General features: G+C 46.8%; 19 protein-coding genes and 1 pseudogene. 5 read left to right on the top strand and 15 right to left on the bottom strand.

The annotated features are described in order from the left end of the window. Nucleotides 1–140 precede the first annotated feature (140 nt). Nucleotides 141–1,310 (bottom strand): AI-2E family transporter, encoded by a 1,170-nt coding sequence (locus tag ACLFWI_RS01260; protein WP_446411384.1) that lies wholly within the window; start codon nucleotides 1,308–1,310, stop codon nucleotides 141–143. Nucleotides 1,311–2,117: 807 nt separating this feature from the next. Here ACLFWI_RS01260 and speD point away from each other — a divergent pair. Both speD and ACLFWI_RS01250 read left to right on the top strand, forming a co-directional pair. Next, entirely contained in the window at nucleotides 2,118–2,516 is a 399-nt protein-coding gene (gene speD / locus ACLFWI_RS01255; protein WP_446411383.1) for an adenosylmethionine decarboxylase, read from the top strand. Nucleotides 2,517–2,782: 266 nt separating this feature from the next. Next, nucleotides 2,783–3,085 (top strand): DUF6464 family protein, encoded by a 303-nt coding sequence (locus ACLFWI_RS01250; protein WP_446411382.1) that lies wholly within the window; start codon nucleotides 2,783–2,785, stop codon nucleotides 3,083–3,085. Between the two features lie 107 nt (nucleotides 3,086–3,192). Here the strand turns inward: ACLFWI_RS01250 and ACLFWI_RS01245 are convergent, their stop codons facing one another. From ACLFWI_RS01245 to ACLFWI_RS01230, 4 genes and pseudogenes are all read right to left on the bottom strand, one after another. Next, entirely contained in the window at nucleotides 3,193–4,038 is an 846-nt protein-coding gene (locus ACLFWI_RS01245; RefSeq protein ID WP_446411381.1) for a TlyA family RNA methyltransferase, read from the bottom strand. Between the two features lie 111 nt (nucleotides 4,039–4,149). Beyond that, nucleotides 4,150–4,422, bottom strand: a pseudogene (locus ACLFWI_RS01240) (type ISP restriction/modification enzyme); the annotation flags it as partial. Nucleotides 4,423–4,496: 74 nt separating this feature from the next. Further along, nucleotides 4,497–4,763 carry a Precorrin-3B methylase gene (locus ACLFWI_RS01235; protein ID WP_446411380.1) on the bottom strand — a complete coding sequence of 89 codons (267 nt, stop codon included), beginning with the start codon at nucleotides 4,761–4,763 and terminating at the stop codon, nucleotides 4,497–4,499. A 173-nt stretch (nucleotides 4,764–4,936) separates the two neighbouring features. Beyond that, nucleotides 4,937–6,646: an ABC transporter ATP-binding protein/permease gene (locus tag ACLFWI_RS01230; RefSeq protein WP_446411379.1), complete on the bottom strand. Its 1,710-nt coding sequence runs from the start codon at nucleotides 6,644–6,646 to the stop codon at nucleotides 4,937–4,939. Nucleotides 6,647–6,756: 110 nt separating this feature from the next. Between ACLFWI_RS01230 and arfB the strand changes: the two genes are divergently transcribed. Together arfB and ACLFWI_RS01220 are read left to right on the top strand one after the other, a co-directional pair. Continuing rightward, nucleotides 6,757–7,173: an alternative ribosome rescue aminoacyl-tRNA hydrolase ArfB gene (gene arfB / locus ACLFWI_RS01225; RefSeq protein WP_446411378.1), complete on the top strand. Its 417-nt coding sequence runs from the start codon at nucleotides 6,757–6,759 to the stop codon at nucleotides 7,171–7,173. Between the two features lie 400 nt (nucleotides 7,174–7,573). Continuing rightward, entirely contained in the window at nucleotides 7,574–9,682 is a 2,109-nt protein-coding gene (locus ACLFWI_RS01220; RefSeq protein ID WP_446411377.1) for a cation:proton antiporter domain-containing protein, read from the top strand. Nucleotides 9,683–9,788: 106 nt separating this feature from the next. On the opposite strand, the gene ACLFWI_RS01215 is transcribed toward ACLFWI_RS01220, so the two are convergent. From ACLFWI_RS01215 to ACLFWI_RS01170, 10 genes are all read right to left on the bottom strand, one after another. Continuing rightward, entirely contained in the window at nucleotides 9,789–10,145 is a 357-nt protein-coding gene (locus tag ACLFWI_RS01215; protein WP_446411376.1) for an element excision factor XisI family protein, read from the bottom strand. After that, entirely contained in the window at nucleotides 10,136–10,546 is a 411-nt protein-coding gene (locus ACLFWI_RS01210; protein WP_446411375.1) for a XisH family protein, read from the bottom strand. The genes ACLFWI_RS01215 and ACLFWI_RS01210 overlap by 10 nt, the downstream gene beginning before the upstream one ends. Nucleotides 10,547–10,632: 86 nt before the next feature. After that, on the bottom strand, nucleotides 10,633–11,304 hold the full coding sequence (locus ACLFWI_RS01205; protein WP_446411374.1) for a Na(+)/H(+) antiporter subunit B: 672 nt from the start codon (nucleotides 11,302–11,304) through the stop codon (nucleotides 10,633–10,635). Next, entirely contained in the window at nucleotides 11,304–11,909 is a 606-nt protein-coding gene (locus ACLFWI_RS01200; RefSeq protein ID WP_446407517.1) for a DUF4040 domain-containing protein, read from the bottom strand. Before ACLFWI_RS01200 ends, ACLFWI_RS01205 begins: the two co-directional genes overlap by 1 nt. Then, nucleotides 11,896–12,186 carry a monovalent cation/H(+) antiporter subunit G gene (locus tag ACLFWI_RS01195; protein ID WP_446348559.1) on the bottom strand — a complete coding sequence of 97 codons (291 nt, stop codon included), beginning with the start codon at nucleotides 12,184–12,186 and terminating at the stop codon, nucleotides 11,896–11,898. Before ACLFWI_RS01195 ends, ACLFWI_RS01200 begins: the two co-directional genes overlap by 14 nt. Beyond that, the gene (locus ACLFWI_RS01190) at nucleotides 12,170–12,451 is read right to left on the bottom strand and encodes a hypothetical protein (RefSeq protein WP_446407516.1); all 282 of its coding nucleotides are present in this window, start codon (nucleotides 12,449–12,451) and stop codon (nucleotides 12,170–12,172) included. Before ACLFWI_RS01190 ends, ACLFWI_RS01195 begins: the two co-directional genes overlap by 17 nt. Next, a complete protein-coding gene (locus ACLFWI_RS01185; protein ID WP_446407515.1) occupies nucleotides 12,448–12,837 on the bottom strand; it encodes a cation:proton antiporter in 390 nt (129 codons plus the stop codon). Before ACLFWI_RS01185 ends, ACLFWI_RS01190 begins: the two co-directional genes overlap by 4 nt. A 47-nt stretch (nucleotides 12,838–12,884) precedes the next feature. Continuing rightward, nucleotides 12,885–14,318: a cation:proton antiporter gene (locus tag ACLFWI_RS01180; RefSeq protein WP_446407514.1), complete on the bottom strand. Its 1,434-nt coding sequence runs from the start codon at nucleotides 14,316–14,318 to the stop codon at nucleotides 12,885–12,887. Beyond that, nucleotides 14,315–14,677, bottom strand: coding sequence for a cation:proton antiporter subunit C (locus ACLFWI_RS01175; RefSeq protein ID WP_446407513.1), 363 nt, complete (start codon nucleotides 14,675–14,677; stop codon nucleotides 14,315–14,317). The genes ACLFWI_RS01180 and ACLFWI_RS01175 overlap by 4 nt, the downstream gene beginning before the upstream one ends. Before the next feature lie 229 nt (nucleotides 14,678–14,906). Continuing rightward, a complete protein-coding gene (locus ACLFWI_RS01170) occupies nucleotides 14,907–16,346 on the bottom strand; it encodes a cation:proton antiporter (RefSeq protein ID WP_446411373.1) in 1,440 nt (479 codons plus the stop codon). Nucleotides 16,347–16,762: 416 nt separating this feature from the next. On the opposite strand from ACLFWI_RS01170, the gene ACLFWI_RS01165 reads away from it, so the two are divergent. Next, the coding region (locus tag ACLFWI_RS01165) for an AAA family ATPase (RefSeq protein ID WP_446411372.1) at nucleotides 16,763–17,853 on the top strand (1,091 nt) is incomplete at its 3' end.

Raw genomic sequence — 17,853 nt, 5'->3', positions numbered from 1 at the left:
GTCGCTTACCCTAAGAAGCCTGCCAATAAATTTCTCTTGGAGCTAAAGCAAGAATCGAGCTTACTAGGTAAGCCTTTGAACCCGTTTTAACGGGTTTAAGCTTTTAGCCCCAACTTTAGTTGAGGGCTTTAGTTGAGGGCTTAAATTGTCTCTGATTGTTCCATTCCCCTAGCCTCTTGACTAGAACTGTCAGAATCAGCATCGGGATTAGCAGCGATCGCTAAAGTATCCGGGGATTTTTTTTCGTTCAAAGGATTGGAGAAAAAATCTCCCGTCTGAGGCGGTAACGTGGGGTCAAGTACAATTTCCGCCAAACTTTTCACCACACCCGTCACCGGAATCGCCAGAATGACGCCTAAAATTCCGCCAATTTTCGCCCCCAATAACAAAGACGTTAGAATAATCACGGGTGATAAACCGGTTAAATTGCCCATAATTCGCGGAGCAATTATATTATCTTTGACCTGTTGCAAGGCGACAGATACTCCCAAGACTTCCAAGGCTAGCCACCAATCAATAAAGGCGACAACAATGACCACGGTAGCAATTCCCAGAGTGGCACCAACAAAGGGAATAATCTCCATCAAGCCGATAAAAACAGCAAACAGCAGAAAAAACGGTACTTGTAATAAACGGAAGCCCAAGGTTAATGTTGTTGCCATAAATAACCCCAGCAAGAGTTGACCCGATACAAACCGCTGAAGATTGCGTCGCAGTGCTTGAGTTAAGCCATAACGGATTTTGGCAGAGACAATACTGGTAATCCCGCGCCATAATCGTTCACCATCAATGAGCATGTAAAATGAAAGGACGAGGACTAAAATTAAGTCGATAAACCAGCTAAATGTCCCCACAACCAAGCCCAAACCCGTTGACGCGATCGCTTCGGCTTGAGCTTGGATACGTGCCAACAGTTGAGATCCTAAAATTCGCACATCAAAGGGCAAATTATGTTGCACACTCCAGGCTTGAAAGTCCACCAATTGCTGTTGACCTTGCTCGAGTAATTCGGGAAACCGAGTCACTAATTGCCGTCCTTGATTAAATACGGGTGGTGCTAGGGTGAGGGCAATGAAGACAACAAAAACCGCCGCGACTAAATAAACCAAAATCGCCGCCACTGTTCGAGGTAAGAAGGGTCGCAGTACCCGAACGGCATAGTTGAGCAAAAATGCAATCAGAGACGCCGTGAGCAAAATACTAATGATTTCGCCCACATAACTCAGCGCACTCAGCGTGACCCAACCTGTTACTAACACCAGCAACCATGTAATTAGAACTTTTTGAATCGGTGAAAATATAGAATTCATCGCAGTTTTCTGGTTAGCAAAACCTGGCATCCACCTTAAAGGGTTTAACTTCAGACGATAGAATTGCAAACGGGTACACATTTGTGGGTGTCATGACCCCAATACCCTAGTTCCCGTGGTTAGGAACTTAGGCGGGTAAACAAGACTTTTGGTTTCCCGCCAGCCGCATTCTCTGCCTAAGGTGAGTGTGGGATAGTTGACTATCATCACGTCGCCATTGAGTCAAATAAGACCCCAAACTTAGGGTAGCAGGTTAGCGATAAACTTTCAGGTATAACTGAAGTTTATAACTTTCCTGGTTCTGGATGAGAGATTTTATCCCCTAATGAAATTGTCAACGAATCTCGGTTGAGAGATAATTGAGTTGAGAACTGTGGGGGAGGTTTGCTCCATTTATAACTTAAGCGAGTCATGCTTAAGAGGGATGATTTTAGGAGTAGATTGTGAGAGAAGTTTTAAAGCAAAATTATTTGGCGGCATAGAACCAAGTTTAATGATCTCGAAAATCGGGGTTATTTGCTCCAAGGGATAATTTATTTGTTACCCTAATCAATAGAGCGGCTTGGCTGTAGCGCCTAGTACCCCTAGGCGGAAGTCAGAAGCCATGCATAGACGCAATATCTGGCGTCTGTTAAGCTTCTGTTGTCATGCCTAGGTACAACTGATTTGAAGGGTTGGTAAATTTACGCCATGCTGTGCTAAGGAACAAAAGACTGCCATTGATCCTAAATCTGGTTGAGGAATGAATTAAGTCTATGCTATAAATAGAGTCTTTGAAATCTTATTGGGTGGAGTAAATCGAGTAGAATGAAACAAGTGGGAACTCATCTGGTCGTTGACGCATGGGAAGCGCCTGAAGACCTTCTCAATGATCCTGAGGGAATTCGCCGCGCCTTAATTGATGCGATTTCTGTTGGAGAAGGAACTCTAATTGATTTATGTGTACACCAGTTTAGTCCCCACGGAGTCACGGCGACAGCGACATTGGCGGAGTCTCATATTGCCATCCATACCTGGCCCGAACATGGCTATTTTGCCGCTGATTTATTTTTTTGCGGGTGCGGTAAGCCAAAGGAAGCCATGAAACTGCTACAAACAGCGCTTCAAGCTAAGCAGGTGCGAATGAGGGAAATTGCACGCGGTTTTGAGAATATGCCGGAAATTCAGGAGCCAATCGAAGAGTCAGTCTATCAGATGGTGAGTTGACATCCTCCCCCACTAAGCCCTAATTAGGGTCTGTAAGTGTTGTGGGGGAGCAGGGGGAGCAGGGGGAGCAGGGGGAGCCATAGTACATTTTCCCTGATAGCGGTGCAAGGGTATAAAAGGGTTTAACCCTTTTTTCTTGAACAAGAGCAAATATCAATGCTACTCAAAGCATTGATAGCTAAGGGTTTGGGAGTTGTGCAGCAAGTTCTAATTAGGTATAGTGGGGGATTAGGAGGTTAGGTAGAGTCACCCGGGAGGAAAAAACCATGTTCGAGACGATTATTGTGTTTGTCTTGGGTTTGACCCCCCCACTGCTTTCGATATGGGTGATGCATAGAGCAAAGGAACAAGCGCAAATCCGGTTAAGAAACTCGATTCAAGCATCAACAACGGCTAGGATACTGCCAAGAAATCCATTACCGCCTGATCAGTATTATCTGGAAGGGGTTGGTTATTTAATTGGTGATATTACCTGTCGATTTAATGCTCGTTCGGCTTATATCCGCTGTGCGGTTAATCCGTCAGGTCCTTGTGATAACTGTTGCGACTACCAACCCAGGGAATCTTAAGTTGACCAAACAATCTGTTGATTGGTAGGGGCGGGTTTAGGGATTAACCTTCCTTGTTTCCTTTAACTGAACGACAAAACCCGCCCTGATCCCCAGATAAATTTGATTCAAGGTTTCTCGCGAAAATAAGTGGTAGCCAATTGAGTGATGTCTTGAATTTCACTTAAATCAGGACTCTGAATTTGACTATCCATTCCTAGCCAGAGCAGATATTCAATATTACCCGCAGGACCCGTAATAGGTGACCAGGTTAAGCCTTGATAGACCCAACCTAAATTCTGGGCGGCTGGTAAAATTTGTGCGATCGCGCCCGCCTGATCTTGAGGATCGCGCACTACGCCCTTTTTGCCAACCCGTTCTCGTCCCACTTCAAACTGTGGCTTCACCAGTAACACCACCTCACGCGGCGCTTGTAGTAGGTTCCACAAGGCTTCTAGGATTTTCGTCAGGGAAATAAACGACACATCGACAACCCCTAAATCTGGATAAATCTCCTCCTTATCCTTCTCGTCTATTCCGAGGGGTTCTCCATATAAATCAGCAGGTTGCAAATAGCGTAAATTCGTGCGTTCCTTCAAAATCACCCGGTGATCATTTCGCAATGTCCAAGCCACTTGTCCATAGCCCACATCAACACCGTAAACCCGTTTTGCCCCCTTTTGCAGTAAGCAGTCGGTAAAGCCTCCCGTGGAAATACCGCCATCTAAGCAAATGCGTCCGGCTACCGCTATACCAAACTCGTCTAAGGCTTTGACTAACTTTTCCCCACCTCTAGAAACATAAGGGGATTTTTGATTAATTTTAATCTCGGCGGTTGTGTCTATTTCAGTTCCCGGTTTATCCACAAGCTGCTGATTAACCCGCACTTCTCCCGCCCGAATCAGCCGTTGTGCCTGTTGTCGGGAGTCGCATAAGTTAAGGTCTACTAATAAGGTATCTAGTCGTTGTTTCAAGCGTCTAATCGATCAACAGATAAATCTACCCTATTATCATAAGTAGTCGGACAAAAGTAAAGTTAACCTGAAGTTCCCCCCGTCCTTGAATGAGTTGATCTCTGGCATTGGTCATGATATTTCTCCTTGATTTGACCATTGGTAAGTTGATTGTTTCACCGCCTCATAATTTGCATCTAATTCAGGTTCTAGTAACAAAATTGCGGCAATGCGTCTTGCCATATTGGTAACTTCGGTGACTTCTTCTAGTTTGAGCGATCGCCCCAACAATTTCTGCTCTCGGTAGCTCAACCATTTTTTGATGACCTGATACCCGCCGATTGTATAGTTCCAGACGCGATCGGGAATGTTTTTCCAGTAAGCGATGTCATTCAGGTAAATATCAATTAAGTTTAGGCAAAACCTGAACGCGAACCCTTGGAATGAAATATCTTCTTGATACCAATGTCTGCTTCATTCTATTTCGACTTCCGTTTCGACTTAGGCGGCGTTCGATGTGCGCCAAAATACTTTTCACTGCGGTAGCGCAGCCACACCCGCAATACCTGGGGAATCTGCTCTTTTTGTTTTTTAGTCAGCTTGTTGTAAAGGGCTAAAGCGCGTTCTCGCTCTCCCCGACAGGCAGCATTATTATGAGCATCCCAGTAGCTACGGGCAACCCGAATCCGCCGACAGACTTCTTTTATCAGTGCTTCTCCGGTGAGGGGATTTTTCTGCTTTGCCATACTTCGATAAGAACCCACTACCCTAAATCCTAACCCGTTGTTATCCTGCCAGGGGTTCAAACCCCTGTCTCATAGCCAAAGTCCGTTGAAACGGACTGGCGGAGAGGATTGCAGTCCTCTTTAGAGGACTTAAGCTATTAGCAAGGGACTTGAGTCCCTTGCTGGTACTTCGATTATTCTTTAACCCCAGCCATAAGTTCTTTGATCTGCCAGGTTTTGTCCTGAGAAAGTTCCAGCAAAGACTGATGGTAATTTGCCAACGTCGAGCGATGCCCCACACTTAAAAAAGTAGTCCCTTTCGCCTGCAAATGGTGATATAACCGTTCCTCATTACCCAGATCCAAGGCACTGGTCGCTTCGTCCAGAATAGCGTACTGGGGTTTGTTCAGTAGCAACCGGGCAAAGGTTAACCGTTGTTGTTCGCCCAAGGAGAGGACATCTGCCCAATCCTGTTCGGCATCAAACCCGCCAAATCGTTCATCTAAACCCGCTAAATTCACCTGCTCTAAAACTTGTTTCAACTGTTGCTCATCAACCTCAAGGTGGGTGTTAGGATAGAGCAATTGATCGCGGAGAGTACCCAACACCATGTAAGGACGCTGGGGCAAAAATAGGATCTGATCAGATTCAGGACGAATAATCGTACCCTGACCAGAATCCCATAATCCCGCGATCGCGCGTAGCAGTGAACTCTTACCACAACCACTGGGTCCCATGACCAAAAGTCCTTCTCCAGTCGGTAACTCTATTGACAAATCTTCTACCAACGTCCGTTGATAATTAGGAGTTTGTAGGCTCAGGTGTTCAACTGCCAGCCGCTGTGCCTCAACCCTCTGAATCCGTGGCTTCTGCTCATCCGATACCTGGGTTGCCTCTGTCTGTTCTAAAAACTCGGCAAAGGTATAGAGACGGTTAATTCCAGCGCCAAACGTGGTTAATTGCTGGAAGCGAGCAACCACAACATTGAGGGAGAAGAAGACGCGGATAAAGGCTCCCTGCGCCTCAGACACTTTACCCACCTCCATTTCTCCGGCAAAAATCGCCGGGGCGACAACTAGGGCAGGTAGGATAAAGGGGATGAACTCATAGGCATTGGTGAGAATATTCAAATTCAACTCCCAAACCAGCAGCCGTTTGACATTCTCAAACACATCAAAAAACCGCTGCTTAACCTGATGCGACTCCTGCTCCTCCCCCTGGTAAAACGCGATCGCTTCCGCATTTTCCCGAATTCGCACCAAGCTAAAGCGGAGATTCGCTTCCCGCTTGAGTTGTTCAAAGTTGAGTCGGACAAGGGGCTTACCAAATACCACAGTCGTCACCAGCGTTCCAATTAGAGCATACAGCACCAGAAAAAACACCAGGGGTTTAGAAATGCCCCAGAGTACACTGCTGAACGCAATCACCGACAGCACCGACTCCACCAACACCAGCAAAAAGGTGAGAGACTCTTGGGTAAAACTCCTGACATCCTCAGCAATCCGCTGATCTGGGTTATCAATCTCAGTTTTACCAATATGCAGGTTGTAATAGGCGCGATCGCGAAAATAGTTATCCACAAATCGATGGGTGAGCCATTTGCGCCATTGCAGGCTGAGGCGATCGCGTAGATAGGTATAACCCGCCAATAGAGGTGCATAAATAACCAGCACGCCGATGAAAATAATCACCGTTTGCCAGAAGCGGGTTTCATCCTGGGCAGAAAGGGCTGAGATTAATACCCCTCGTTTGTTATTGAGTAGGACACTCAATCCCGTATAGGCTAGCAGAAACAGCACAACACTCAGGAGTAACCCTCTGGCAAGCCATTTCTCATCCCCTAACCAATAGGATTTGGCGATCGTCCAAAATTGCTGGAGTACCTTGAAATTCAATCGATCCATCGGCTTGTTTGGGTGACAACTCGGTCTGCTGGACGATAATCAGTAAAGGCAAACTCGGCTAAAATCTGCTCAAATACTGGTGTGACTCATCTCTAGGCAATTGTTAAATTATGCTACAAATTTCTAATACTGTGAGCATTCCAGAGGAGGAGATTGAGATGAGTGCGGTGCGCTCTCAAGGAGCAGGGGGGCAAAATGTGAATAAAGTGGCGAGTGCTATTCACCTGCGCTTTGATATTCTGGCTTCCTCGTTGCCCGATCGCTACAAAGAGCGGCTGTTAAAGCGTTCCGATCAGCGTATTACCAAAGACGGGGTGATTATTATTAAAGCCCAGGAACACCGCAGCCAACAGCAGAATCGGGAAGAAGCGCGGCGGCGATTGCGAGAGTTGATTAAGAGTGCGATCGCGCTTCCCTTACGCCGTAAACCCAGCAAGCCAACTCGAAGTTCTCAACGGAAACGTCTGGACAGCAAAAATAGGCGATCGCATATCAAAGCGATGCGACGAAAGGTAACGGATGAATGAAATCCTTGCTCCTTAACCGTTCGTAGTCGGGGCTTTAGCCCCTGATCCGATGATTTTTCTGTGCCTAAGTCTAATTTATCAAATTCGGTGTACCACGCCACTACTGGCTGATGTATTTTGTTTCAAAAAGGGAGACTTTTAGTAATTTCATGGTTTCCCTTTTTCTTATTCCTCAACCCAACTCCCTTGGTTAACTTGAACATTTTATGCTGTCCCTGAAATGCTCCCGGCTTATGTAAGGGTTTGAGGAGTATTGACAAAACTGACTAGAGTTGGGTTTATTTCATCTTCTGCCTTCTCAACAACAGTATACTGGAAGTCGCGGCATCCCACTTGCCTTGCATCTAACCTACCACAAGGGAGTTCCCTTCCCTACATCCCACACCATACCTACTGCTAGATGGAACAAGCCTTACAAGTTTTACCCCAAAGCCCAATCGTTCAGTTTACGATTCTGCTGTTAGTCATCTTGACGATTCCACCCATTTTTGAACGGCTACAATTGCCGGGATTAGTGGGATTGTTAGTCGCGGGAGTCGTCTTAGGTCCCCATGGGATAAAGATTCTTTCTGAGAAAACCGAGACGATGAAGCTTTTATCGGACATCGGGAAAATTTATCTGATGTTCGTGGCGGGACTAGAAATTGACTTACAGGAGTTTAGCAAAACCAAAAATCGAGCCTTGGGATTTGGGGCGCTAACCTTTATCTTGCCCCTGCTGATGGGTATGTCGGTGGGGCGACTGTTTGGTTATGGTTGGAATGCCTCGATTCTGATTGGTTCCCTCTTAGCCTCTCACACCCTCTTGGGTTATCCGATTATCCAACGGTTGGGTGTGGTTCGTAATCAAGCCGTAACCGTTACCATTGGGGCGACAATTTTCACCGATATCGCGGCGCTTTTAGTGTTGGCGATTTGCGTCTCAATTCATGGAGGAGAATTCTCCCCAACCGTGCTAGCCATCCAGTTGGCGGCGTTGGCAATTTATGCGGCAATTGTATTATTTGGGTTTGACTGGGCGGGGAAGGAGTATTTTCGGCGCACGGGGGATGAGCAAGGCAATCAGTTTCTCTTTGTCCTACTTGCATTATTTCTGGCGTCGGTGGGTGCCCAGATTATTAATGTAGATAAGATTGTCGGCGCTTTTCTGGCAGGTTTAGCGGTTAATGATGCGGTGGGAAATGGACCGGTTAAGGAAAAGGTGGAGTTTGTTGGCGGTGTTTTATTTATCCCCTTTTTCTTTGTCGGGATGGGCTTACTGCTGAATATTCCTGCCTTTATGGATACCCTAACCTCGGAGTTTGGACTGACACTTGGTATTGTGGGTGGATTAATTATTAGTAAGTTTGTCGCCTCGTTGATTACGAAACTCCTATACCGCTACAACTGGAATGAAACCTTGACGATGTGGTCTCTATCCATGCCCCAGGTAGCCGCCACCTTAGCGGCGGCGCTGGCGGGACTCCAAGCGGTTAATCCGGCGGGTGAAAGCCTGCTTTCGGATGCGGTGTTTAATACGGTAATTGTCCTGATGCTGGTTACGTCTCTGCTGGGACCTTTACTCACGGAACGATTTGCCAGTAAACTGCCTTTACCGAAGGCGAACCTAGAGACAGCTACTTCGGCAATTTGGTGGGAAAGTCGGGAACCTCGCTTCGATGAAATCTTGATGGAGTTAGATGAGGAGTCACCTCCCTTTACGGTGGTTGTCCCTGTCTACAATCCTCTCACTGAGCGGTATTTAATTGAAACAGCAGCGCTATTGGCTCGCCATGAGTCCGGTGTGATTGTACCCTTATCCATCGCCAAGGCGCATGTCCACATGGATGAACCTCAGTTAAATGGGGCGCTCAAGCAAAGTAGGAGGCTATTAGATAGGGCTTTAGAAGTGAGCCAAGAGTTTAATGCTTCCGCCAAGCCAGAATTGCGGATTGATGATGATGTCGCCGAGGGGATTAGCCGCACCGCCAGAGAGCAACATGCTAGTTTAATTATCATGGGGTGGAGTGAAACCACGGGGTTGCGGGCTCGCTTGTTTGGCAATGTGATTGATAGTGTGTTTTGGTCATCCCATTGTCCGGTGGCGGTGATGCGCTTGCTGGATAAACCGATTAATCTGCACCGTATCTTAGTGCCAGTGAAAAACCTCACTCCGCAAGCGGTGCGGGTGGTGCAGTTTGCTGAACTGTTTGCCAATACTCACCAGGCAGAGGTTACATTATTACACGTTTGCGATCGCCGCACGCCACCGGAACAGATTGCCCAATTTGAGTCGCAAATTTCCAATATTCTCTCAAAAGTCGCTCCATCGCTGGAATCCACGATTAAAACCATTGCCCATGATGATGTGGCGCGGGTGATCCTCAAAGCCGCTCAATCCTTTGACATGGTGATTTTGCGATCAGTACGCCGTCGCACGGCTGGGGGATTAGCGGTTAGTGATGTGACGACTCAGGTGGTTAAGGAATTAACCTGTTCGATGGTACTGTTTGGCGAACCCCATTCCTGATATCAAGTCGGGTTAAATATTCACACTTTGATGGAAACAAGGCAGAAGGCAGATAGCAGGGTAAAAGGGAACGATGACTGTTTAGGCAGACATGATATAACTTGGATTAATCGGCGATCGCTTCACCTATACCAAAACCCGTAAACTGACGCACTTCAGGTTCATGGAAAGCCAAAACAATATCTTGTTTCGGTACTCCCATAGCGACTAATCGGTTGGCAAAACCTTCTTCTGTACCATCATGCTGAATCCAAACTTTTCCACCCTTAATATCAACATGCAGAATACAGCCAAAATCACGTTTATTCCCACGCCAACCAACATACAGCAGTTGATAGTGATCCTGCTGTGTATCAAAAACAGTCTGAACTTCATATTCTGGGGCAGTTCTTTGCCGCGCAGCACGCTCGGCACGCTCGGAAAGAAGATGTTGGATATACTGGCGATATTGCTCTACAGCCATTGCACAATCACCTCCTTTTTCACATCGTAAATCACCAATCGGACTTGATACCGATCAACTGCTGCCAGAATGAAGCGTCGCTGGAAGAAACTTTCATAAATTGGCTCTCGCACAGCCAGATAAAGTTGACGATCGGTTTCAATCCTTGCCAGTGCATCTCGGTAGTTTAGGAATTGACCCAATGCCGTATGAAAATCTGAAACATTGGACGTGCTGATAAAGCTTTTTACTTCTACAGCAATTTTCTGATTTTCTCGTTCTGCTGCTAACAATTGCTCCGCTGCCAAATCAATCTCAAAATCCACATCGTCGATACTAACTTCGTAAGGATCAGCCGTAATTTTCCAGTTGTCCTTTTCTAGAGCCGTTCTAACAACATCATGAAATCTATCTTTCACCATAGGAACTTTCCCAAGGGGATTGACACCACTGTTTCTCGCTCAAATACGATGCTCACTGTACACAACCAATGCTACCGGACTTGATATCACAACAATCCCCGATAATGAACAAAAACTAAAATAGCTGCCCAGGAACCCAAGGCAACTTTTACGGCGACTAGGATATTCAGCAGGGGAATAATCCCGCCGCTGATCAGTGCGCCTAAGTTTCCATGGGGTAACTCGACTCCAGCCAGGGTGATCACCGCTAGGACAATGAAAACCAGAACCGAAACTTTCTCCCATCTAGAGGCGTGCCAGCGTTTATAGATTCCCTGCATCCACTCGGTTGATGAGGTAATCGCCACCAAGCCGATCGCGGTTCCCCCAGCTACCCCAGCGGCAAACCCACCACCAGGGCTAAGATGTCCCCGAATCGCCAGTTCGATACCCACTAAGGCGGAAATGGTTGCTCCCAGACGCGCCAGAATGATCGAGGGTTGATCGGTAAATTGATAGACGGTGCAGAACGGCTTTTCATCCGCCAGCAGAAACCGCACACCCATAATCGCGATCGTAAATACCACCACTTCAAAGATCGTGTCATACAACCGATTCCGGAAAATGATACCCGAAACCACATTGGACACGCCACTGTCTTCTACAACGGCTTCGACGATAGAGATATCTGACAAATCCGGTGCCGAATTGGACATATCGGGCGTGATTAGGAATATGACGTACAGCGCGATCCCCGCTGCAATGTAGATCCATTTCATTAATGTCCCTCCCCTGAATCTGGTGTATTGATATAGGTTAAATGTGTCGCCGGTGACGACAGTTCGGTTCGCATGATGTCATAGAGACGTTGAACCCGAGTCGCGGTGTGATAGGATGGCGTCTCAGACTCAGGTGCTGTCGGGTCTTGAGGCTCCAGTTCGGCTTGGTGCGATCGCGTACAGGTAGCATGAATTTCTTTCTCCATCAGCGCCCGATTCAACGCCTGCTGATCCGTATAGGGGACTACCTCAACACGCATATAGTGCTTGCTAAAAATGCGACGTAAATCATTCATCAGTTCCCCAAAATGCTGCTCAACTTCTTTCGTAGTCGGCACTTTAGCGCCACCGTCTTCAAGTACACCCAGACGCAGGGTTAAGGATGAACGCACCGCCACGGCATATAGCGTAATCGCCAGCATCGTACCCACCAAGGCTTCAGTCAACGCCACATCCGCCGCCCCCAAAACTGCATAAACCAATGCTGCCACCGCTCCCAAAATGCCCCGAATTACCAAAGCATGGTAGGGATTCACTTGAAAAACTAACATACAAGCAGCCAAAGGCAGCAGGGCGATAATCACATAAAGATCACTCTGATTCATAGTCAAATTCCTCCCCGCTACTCGAACAATATGCCAACACATACCCCAGCACCGTATTCCAAATCGCCAAGGAGATAATGGCGAGAATCAGTAGGGGCCACTCACTGGGTATTTTTAGCAACAATCCGACGATAATACTCATTGAGCCAAGAGTATCTGCCACCGAAAGAGTATGCAGCTTAAAGAGTACAGATCTGTGACCAATTAACGGAAACGTTCCCCAAAACCAGAAGACAATTCCTAACCCGATACAGATATAACTAAGCACGTTGATCATAATAGGACTCTTTTGCTAAATCATTGATTCGTTTAAGGATATGTGCCAACAACATCAATCCGGCATTTCCCACACTCAGAATAATCACCCCCACAACTCCAATCATCCAGTCACCCCGTAAGACAGAAACAACCAGAATCATAATTGAGGTTTTTGTAGCAATACTGGCAAACGCCAACATTTTTTGCCAAATATCATCATCCTGCCATGCCTCATACATGGGGATAAGTAGCGCCAACATCATGCCAATTAAAATCAAATTCATGTTCGTCTTCTCCGGCTAATTCGGTGGACTTCATAGGACCCTTCCTCGTGGTATTTTAAAACAATGGTTTTGGGTGTAAACGTAATTAAAAATATATCGAGAAAAATCAGTCCAGGTGTGCGCTGGGGTTTGACTCGTTCCATAATTACATCTTCGTACTTATGAGGACGGAACATAATTTCAAATGCCTCAAAATACGCCTGGGGAATCGCCACAATTACCTCACCCAGCACCCGAAACCAATCCTTTAAGGATTCCGGAGTTTTGGGACGTCCCGGCAAGAGAAGGGCAATGGCGATGCCAATGATGATATTTGGCACACTTAGATTAGCGGTGAGCAAAAACCAGATGGTTAATCGCAATATCAAATTCAGATGTCCAATCATATTTTGTCATTGGTCATTGGTCATTGGTCATTTGTAAGAGTTTGAGATTAAGCGAATATCATTCCGAACAGCAGCAGCAACATTAAACTCATCAGCCCAATCAGATGATCGAATTGCTCAAACATACGAGGTAGTTTGATGGCAAGTCGTTTGAAAATCAAAAAATATGCCAACCATCCGAGTGCGATAGTTGCCAGTGGTTTGACGATATTCTTAACCGTATACGCCTCGTAATACACAACATTTGCTAAAATTAAACCCCCGATTAATAGGAGCATAGCTAACCAGAAACCGGGCTTGACATTTCCCTCTCCTTGTGGGTTGTGAGGCAGAAAAATGAATTTGGCAAAGGATATTGCCGTTCCCAAAGCTGCAATGTTCATGCCAATCACTTGCCAGGGCAAAAGATTTTCCATCGTCAACACCTTCGCCCCAAAACCAGATAATAGGGGAAAGCCAGAGATAGAGAAACTGGCGATGACTAAGGCAATCCAAATCGAGGTATTAATCGGCTGATGGTGCAGTTCTTTGAGGTTACGGCTAGGTAAGGTTCCCGCGATTAAGAAAAGCGCTGATTTAACTAACCCGTGGGTTAGCCCATAAAAACCACCGACTTCTGGTGCTGCTAGGACAAAGCCTAACTGCGAAATCGTGTGAAATGCCAACATTCGCTTGGTATCTTTTTCAAAGACGGCATAACCGACTCCTAACACGGCTGTGCCTACGCCAAAGATTCTGACAATGGGATCAATCTCCTCAATCATCAAAGCAAAGCGCATCAGGGGAAACACCCCGGCTTTTACCACAACCCCCGATAGCAACGCCGACACCGGTGTCTCGGATTCCGAGTGGGTTAAGGGTAACCACAATCCCGATACAAAAATACCCCCTTTACTCAACAGTCCCAGAAAAATCAAGGCAATTGCCTGGATGGGAGCATTGCTTAACCCCTGATAAGCAAATGAATAATTCGCCTCATACACCAACACCGCACCCATCAGATAAAACAGCATTGCTACGTTGCTGATCAACAGATAACGTAACGCCACCCAAATCGAACGGTTCGTTCGGGGATAGGCAATTAACAGAAATGCGGCAATACCAATCACCTCTAACGCCACGTATAAGCTGATGAAATCGGCACAGATAAAGGCGGCATTAACACAGCCATGTAAAATAATCATCTGTGTAAAAAAGAACGCCGTCTTATTCGTGTGCCAACAATAGATGATAACGGCGCTTGTGACCAAGGCATTGGTCACTATAAAAAAAGCGCTCATTTCGTCAGCGATTAAGGTGACGCCGAAACTATCCAATAATGGCAGGGTTAAGGTTGACTGAGCTATAAATAGCTGCGATGCATATCCAGCCGAAGCTAGGGCGACGCCCAGTGCGAGATATCGATCAAGTTTAGGGAACAGATAAATGCTGAACCCCACAAATAGCGGTAGTGCAATCCAGGCAATCGTCAATGTATTCATGGAGTGTTGTGCTTCTCAATCTCGCTGCTTTCTAAGGTGGGATGATCCCGTGCTAGCTTCATCACACCGACTAGCATTAGAGCTTGAATCGAAAAGCCGATCACAATCGCGGTTAAGATCACCGCTTGGGGAACTGGATCAGAGTAAGCGCCATTTTCGATGTGGGAAATAATCCCATTTTCGACAGGAATAATCGGTGTGAACAGGGCTTCTCCTTTTCTGGATGCAATCAGTACGTAATAGGCAATAACCCCCGTACTCATTACATCCATGGAGATGATCTTCATCACCAGGTTTTTTTTCAGGATGATGCCGAAAAATCCGCACAGGATGGTGGCAAATATGCAGGCTTCTAACACGGGTATGCTGTCCTGGAAAAAGGTGCTGAAATATATATAGCACGTTTTAATAGTGCTAACCAAGGCTAACACTATTGGAAAGTGTCAATGCCAATTATAGACTCATGCCACAGCAACGGATTGGTTTGAGCAGGGGAAGCAGGGGAAGCTGGGGGAGCGGGGGAAGCTGGGGGAGCGGGGGGAGAAAAAATTGGGTGGGGAAGAAGTCAATTTATCTCCCCCATCTCCCTCATGCCAATACCATTTTGAATAGTAGGATCAAGGTGAGACTGATCACCCCCATGACCCCGATCAGATGCTCCAGTTGCTCAAGCATACGGGGTAGTTTGAGTACCACTCGCCGAAAAATCAAAACGTATGCTAACCATCCAACGGCAATGATTGCCAGGTTTTTGGTGATATTTAACAGGGTGTATACATCTAAATACATCCCGCTTGCGGCAATCAGCGCAGTGAGCAGTAGTACGATTGGAGTCCAGAAACTGGCTCGCACAGGCTTCCCTTTCCCATGGGGCAGAAGGATGAATTTGGCATACACCATCGCGGTTCCCACCGCCCCCAAGTTCATGAGTATCCCTTGCCAAGGTAGGACATTCTTCAACGTTAATACCTTCGCGCCAAAGCCGACGAACAAGGGAAAGCCCGAAATCGAGAGGCTAGCCATGACGAGGGCAATCCAGAGTCTAGTGTTCATTGGCTGCTCTTTAAGTTCCTTAAAGTTTCGGCTGGGTAAGTTCCCCGCGAGAAGGAACAGCGATGATTTAGCCAATCCATGGGCTAGGGCAAAAAAGCCGCCGACTTCTGGTGCAGCGAGTATCCAGCCTAATTGGGAAATCGTGCTACATGCTAGGGTGCGCTTGGTATCTTTTTCAAAGATGGCATAACCGACTCCCAGCAGTGCAGTTCCCACGCCGAAGAGTCTGACAATGGGATCAACTTCTGGCACCATCAAAGCAAAGCGCACCAGGGGAAACACGGCAGTTTTCACCACCACCCCCGATAGCAACGCTGACACTGGTGTCTCCGATTCCGAGTGGGTTAACGGTAACCACAATCCCGATACAAAGACACCCCCCTTACTCAACAATCCCAGAAAGATCAGAGCAATTGCCTCGATGGGTGCATTGCTTAAACCCGTGTAAGCAAAGGAATAATTCGCCTGATACACCAACACTGCACCAACCAGATAGAACAGCATTGCCACGTTGCTGACAAACAGATAGCGCAACGCCACCCAAATCGAACGATTGGTTCGGGAATAGGCAATTAACAGAAATGCGGCAATGCTAATCACCTCTAACGATACGTATAAGCTGATTAAATCGGCACAGAGAAACGCGGCATTGACACTGCCATGTAAAATAATCGTCTGTGTAAAAAAGAACGCTGTCTTATTCGTGTGCCAACAATAGAGAATAACGGCGGTTGTGACCAAGGCATTGGTCAATATAAAAAAACCGCTTAATTGATCAGCGACTAAAGTGACGCCGAAATTATTTAATAATTGCAGGGTTATCGGCGATTGAACTGCAAATAATAACGCCAATGCAGATCCAGCCGAAACCAGGGCGACGCCCAGTGCCAGATATCGGTCAAGTTTGGGGAACAGATAAATGCTGAACCCCACAAATAGCGGTAGTGCGATCCAGGTAATCGTTAATGTACTCATGGGGTATTGTGCTTCTTAATCTCGCTGCGTTCTAAAGTCGGATGATCCCGTGCTAGCGTCTTTTTTAAGATGATGCCGCAAAATCCGCCCAGGATGGTGGCGAATAGGCAAGCTGCTAACACGGCTATGCTTTCCGGTGAAAAGGTGCTAAAACATGTATAGCACGTTTTAATAGTGCTAAAAAAGACTGACACTATTGAAAAGTGTCAATATCAACGATAGACTCATACCACACCAACGGGTTGGTTTGAGCAGAGGATCGACATGATAAAACATGCAATAGCCAGATTAGAGAACCGATTCGTGGCAAATCAATACTTAACCTCAGCCCTGAGTCACCGAATACCGTTGGCGGATCAAGGACTGAAGACGTACCGCCGGAACCTTTCTACTCTTGCGATCAGGACAATAAAACCGTGACCATTTTGGATGTATCAACACCGTTTCAGTTGGTTGGACGGCAAGCGCAATTCCAGCGAATCATCCAGGTGTTAGCCCATGAGGGCAACCTGTTGATTGTGGGAGTACCGGGAAGTGGAAGGCGGACTTTGGTACGACGGGCGGCTCGGGAAGTTGGCGTGAAAATTCTGGAAGTTGACTGTATCCGGGTGACTGATGGTCAACGCTTTGTGCAATTGTTGTGCGAGAGCATCAATCAGACGTTTCTCAGTGCAACGGCTCACGCTCTCATGGAAGAGTGGATTGAACACAAGGCGGCTGAATTATTTGTCCTCAATAATAAAGGACGAGGTAGAGCGCAGCTAAAACCGATTCGGGCAAAGAGCCAAGAGCAGCAATGGAGAGCATTTGAGGGATTACTGGAACTCCTACAAGTATTAGCCGAATCTACGGGTGAACGGGTGGTGCTGATTTTGGAAAGCTTTCCCCACATTCGCTCTTGGGATCGCCATGGGGTGTGGGAAAATTTTTTGAAGCAAGAGATCGAGCGTCAGACTCAGGTGAGTTATGTATTGGTAGCAACGATCGCGGAAATTAGCATTCATCCTGATGAACCAGGTAATAGTTTAGAAATCGTGCAGCTTGCTCCCTTAGCAGATGATGTGGTGGCGGCTTGGGCGCAAGAAATCCTCCATGTCGAAGGGCTAACATTCGATCCGCGATCGCAAGCCTTAGAATTGTTTGTCAATGCGGTACAGGGACATTTAGGCGATGCTTCCGCACTGGTGCGACGCCTCCAGTCGGTGCGAGTGGCTGACGGATTAATTCGCGATCGCCACATCCAGCAGGCAATCCAAGATCTATTATCTGACCTATCCATGGTTTTTGAGTCATTACTGATGCTGCTTCCGGCGAATCAGGCGCATCTGTTGGAATCTTTGGCGTTAGATCCGACTGACAAGCCCCAAAGTCGCGATTATATTCACAAACATTACCTATCCAGAGGGGGAAGTCTGCAAGGTGCGATCGCGGGATTACAACACAAAGGCTTGATTTATGGCTCAGAGCAAAATTATCGACTGGCTCTGCCTCTGTTGGCGTTGTGGCT

The organism is Coleofasciculus sp. (assembly GCF_046539235.1).
Taxonomy (GTDB): domain Bacteria; phylum Cyanobacteriota; class Cyanobacteriia; order Cyanobacteriales; family Coleofasciculaceae; genus Coleofasciculus.
This window is presented reverse-complemented; position numbering and strand designations above follow the sequence as displayed.

What these genes read in the sequence shown, in the direction of transcription:
- arfB (WP_446411378.1), top strand. Translation starts at nt 6,757, where the DNA reads ATGCTACAAATTTCTAATACTGTGAGCATTCCAGAGGAGGAGATTGAG.
- ACLFWI_RS01230 (WP_446411379.1), bottom strand. Translation starts at nt 6,646, where the DNA reads ATGGATCGATTGAATTTCAAGGTACTCCAGCAATTTTGGACGATCGCC.
- ACLFWI_RS01180 (WP_446407514.1), bottom strand. Translation starts at nt 14,318, where the DNA reads ATGAATACATTGACGATTGCCTGGATTGCACTACCGCTATTTGTGGGG.
- ACLFWI_RS01195 (WP_446348559.1), bottom strand. Translation starts at nt 12,186, where the DNA reads ATGATCAACGTGCTTAGTTATATCTGTATCGGGTTAGGAATTGTCTTC.
- ACLFWI_RS01215 (WP_446411376.1), bottom strand. Translation starts at nt 10,145, where the DNA reads ATGGCTGTAGAGCAATATCGCCAGTATATCCAACATCTTCTTTCCGAG.
- ACLFWI_RS01205 (WP_446411374.1), bottom strand. Translation starts at nt 11,304, where the DNA reads ATGAAATGGATCTACATTGCAGCGGGGATCGCGCTGTACGTCATATTC.
- speD (WP_446411383.1), top strand. Translation starts at nt 2,118, where the DNA reads ATGAAACAAGTGGGAACTCATCTGGTCGTTGACGCATGGGAAGCGCCT.
- ACLFWI_RS01250 (WP_446411382.1), top strand. Translation starts at nt 2,783, where the DNA reads ATGTTCGAGACGATTATTGTGTTTGTCTTGGGTTTGACCCCCCCACTG.
- ACLFWI_RS01185 (WP_446407515.1), bottom strand. Translation starts at nt 12,837, where the DNA reads ATGATTGGACATCTGAATTTGATATTGCGATTAACCATCTGGTTTTTG.
- ACLFWI_RS01260 (WP_446411384.1), bottom strand. Translation starts at nt 1,310, where the DNA reads ATGAATTCTATATTTTCACCGATTCAAAAAGTTCTAATTACATGGTTG.
- ACLFWI_RS01235 (WP_446411380.1), bottom strand. Translation starts at nt 4,763, where the DNA reads ATGGCAAAGCAGAAAAATCCCCTCACCGGAGAAGCACTGATAAAAGAA.
- ACLFWI_RS01170 (WP_446411373.1), bottom strand. Translation starts at nt 16,346, where the DNA reads ATGAGTACATTAACGATTACCTGGATCGCACTACCGCTATTTGTGGGG.
- ACLFWI_RS01200 (WP_446407517.1), bottom strand. Translation starts at nt 11,909, where the DNA reads ATGAATCAGAGTGATCTTTATGTGATTATCGCCCTGCTGCCTTTGGCT.
- ACLFWI_RS01190 (WP_446407516.1), bottom strand. Translation starts at nt 12,451, where the DNA reads ATGAATTTGATTTTAATTGGCATGATGTTGGCGCTACTTATCCCCATG.
- ACLFWI_RS01210 (WP_446411375.1), bottom strand. Translation starts at nt 10,546, where the DNA reads ATGGTGAAAGATAGATTTCATGATGTTGTTAGAACGGCTCTAGAAAAG.
- ACLFWI_RS01220 (WP_446411377.1), top strand. Translation starts at nt 7,574, where the DNA reads ATGGAACAAGCCTTACAAGTTTTACCCCAAAGCCCAATCGTTCAGTTT.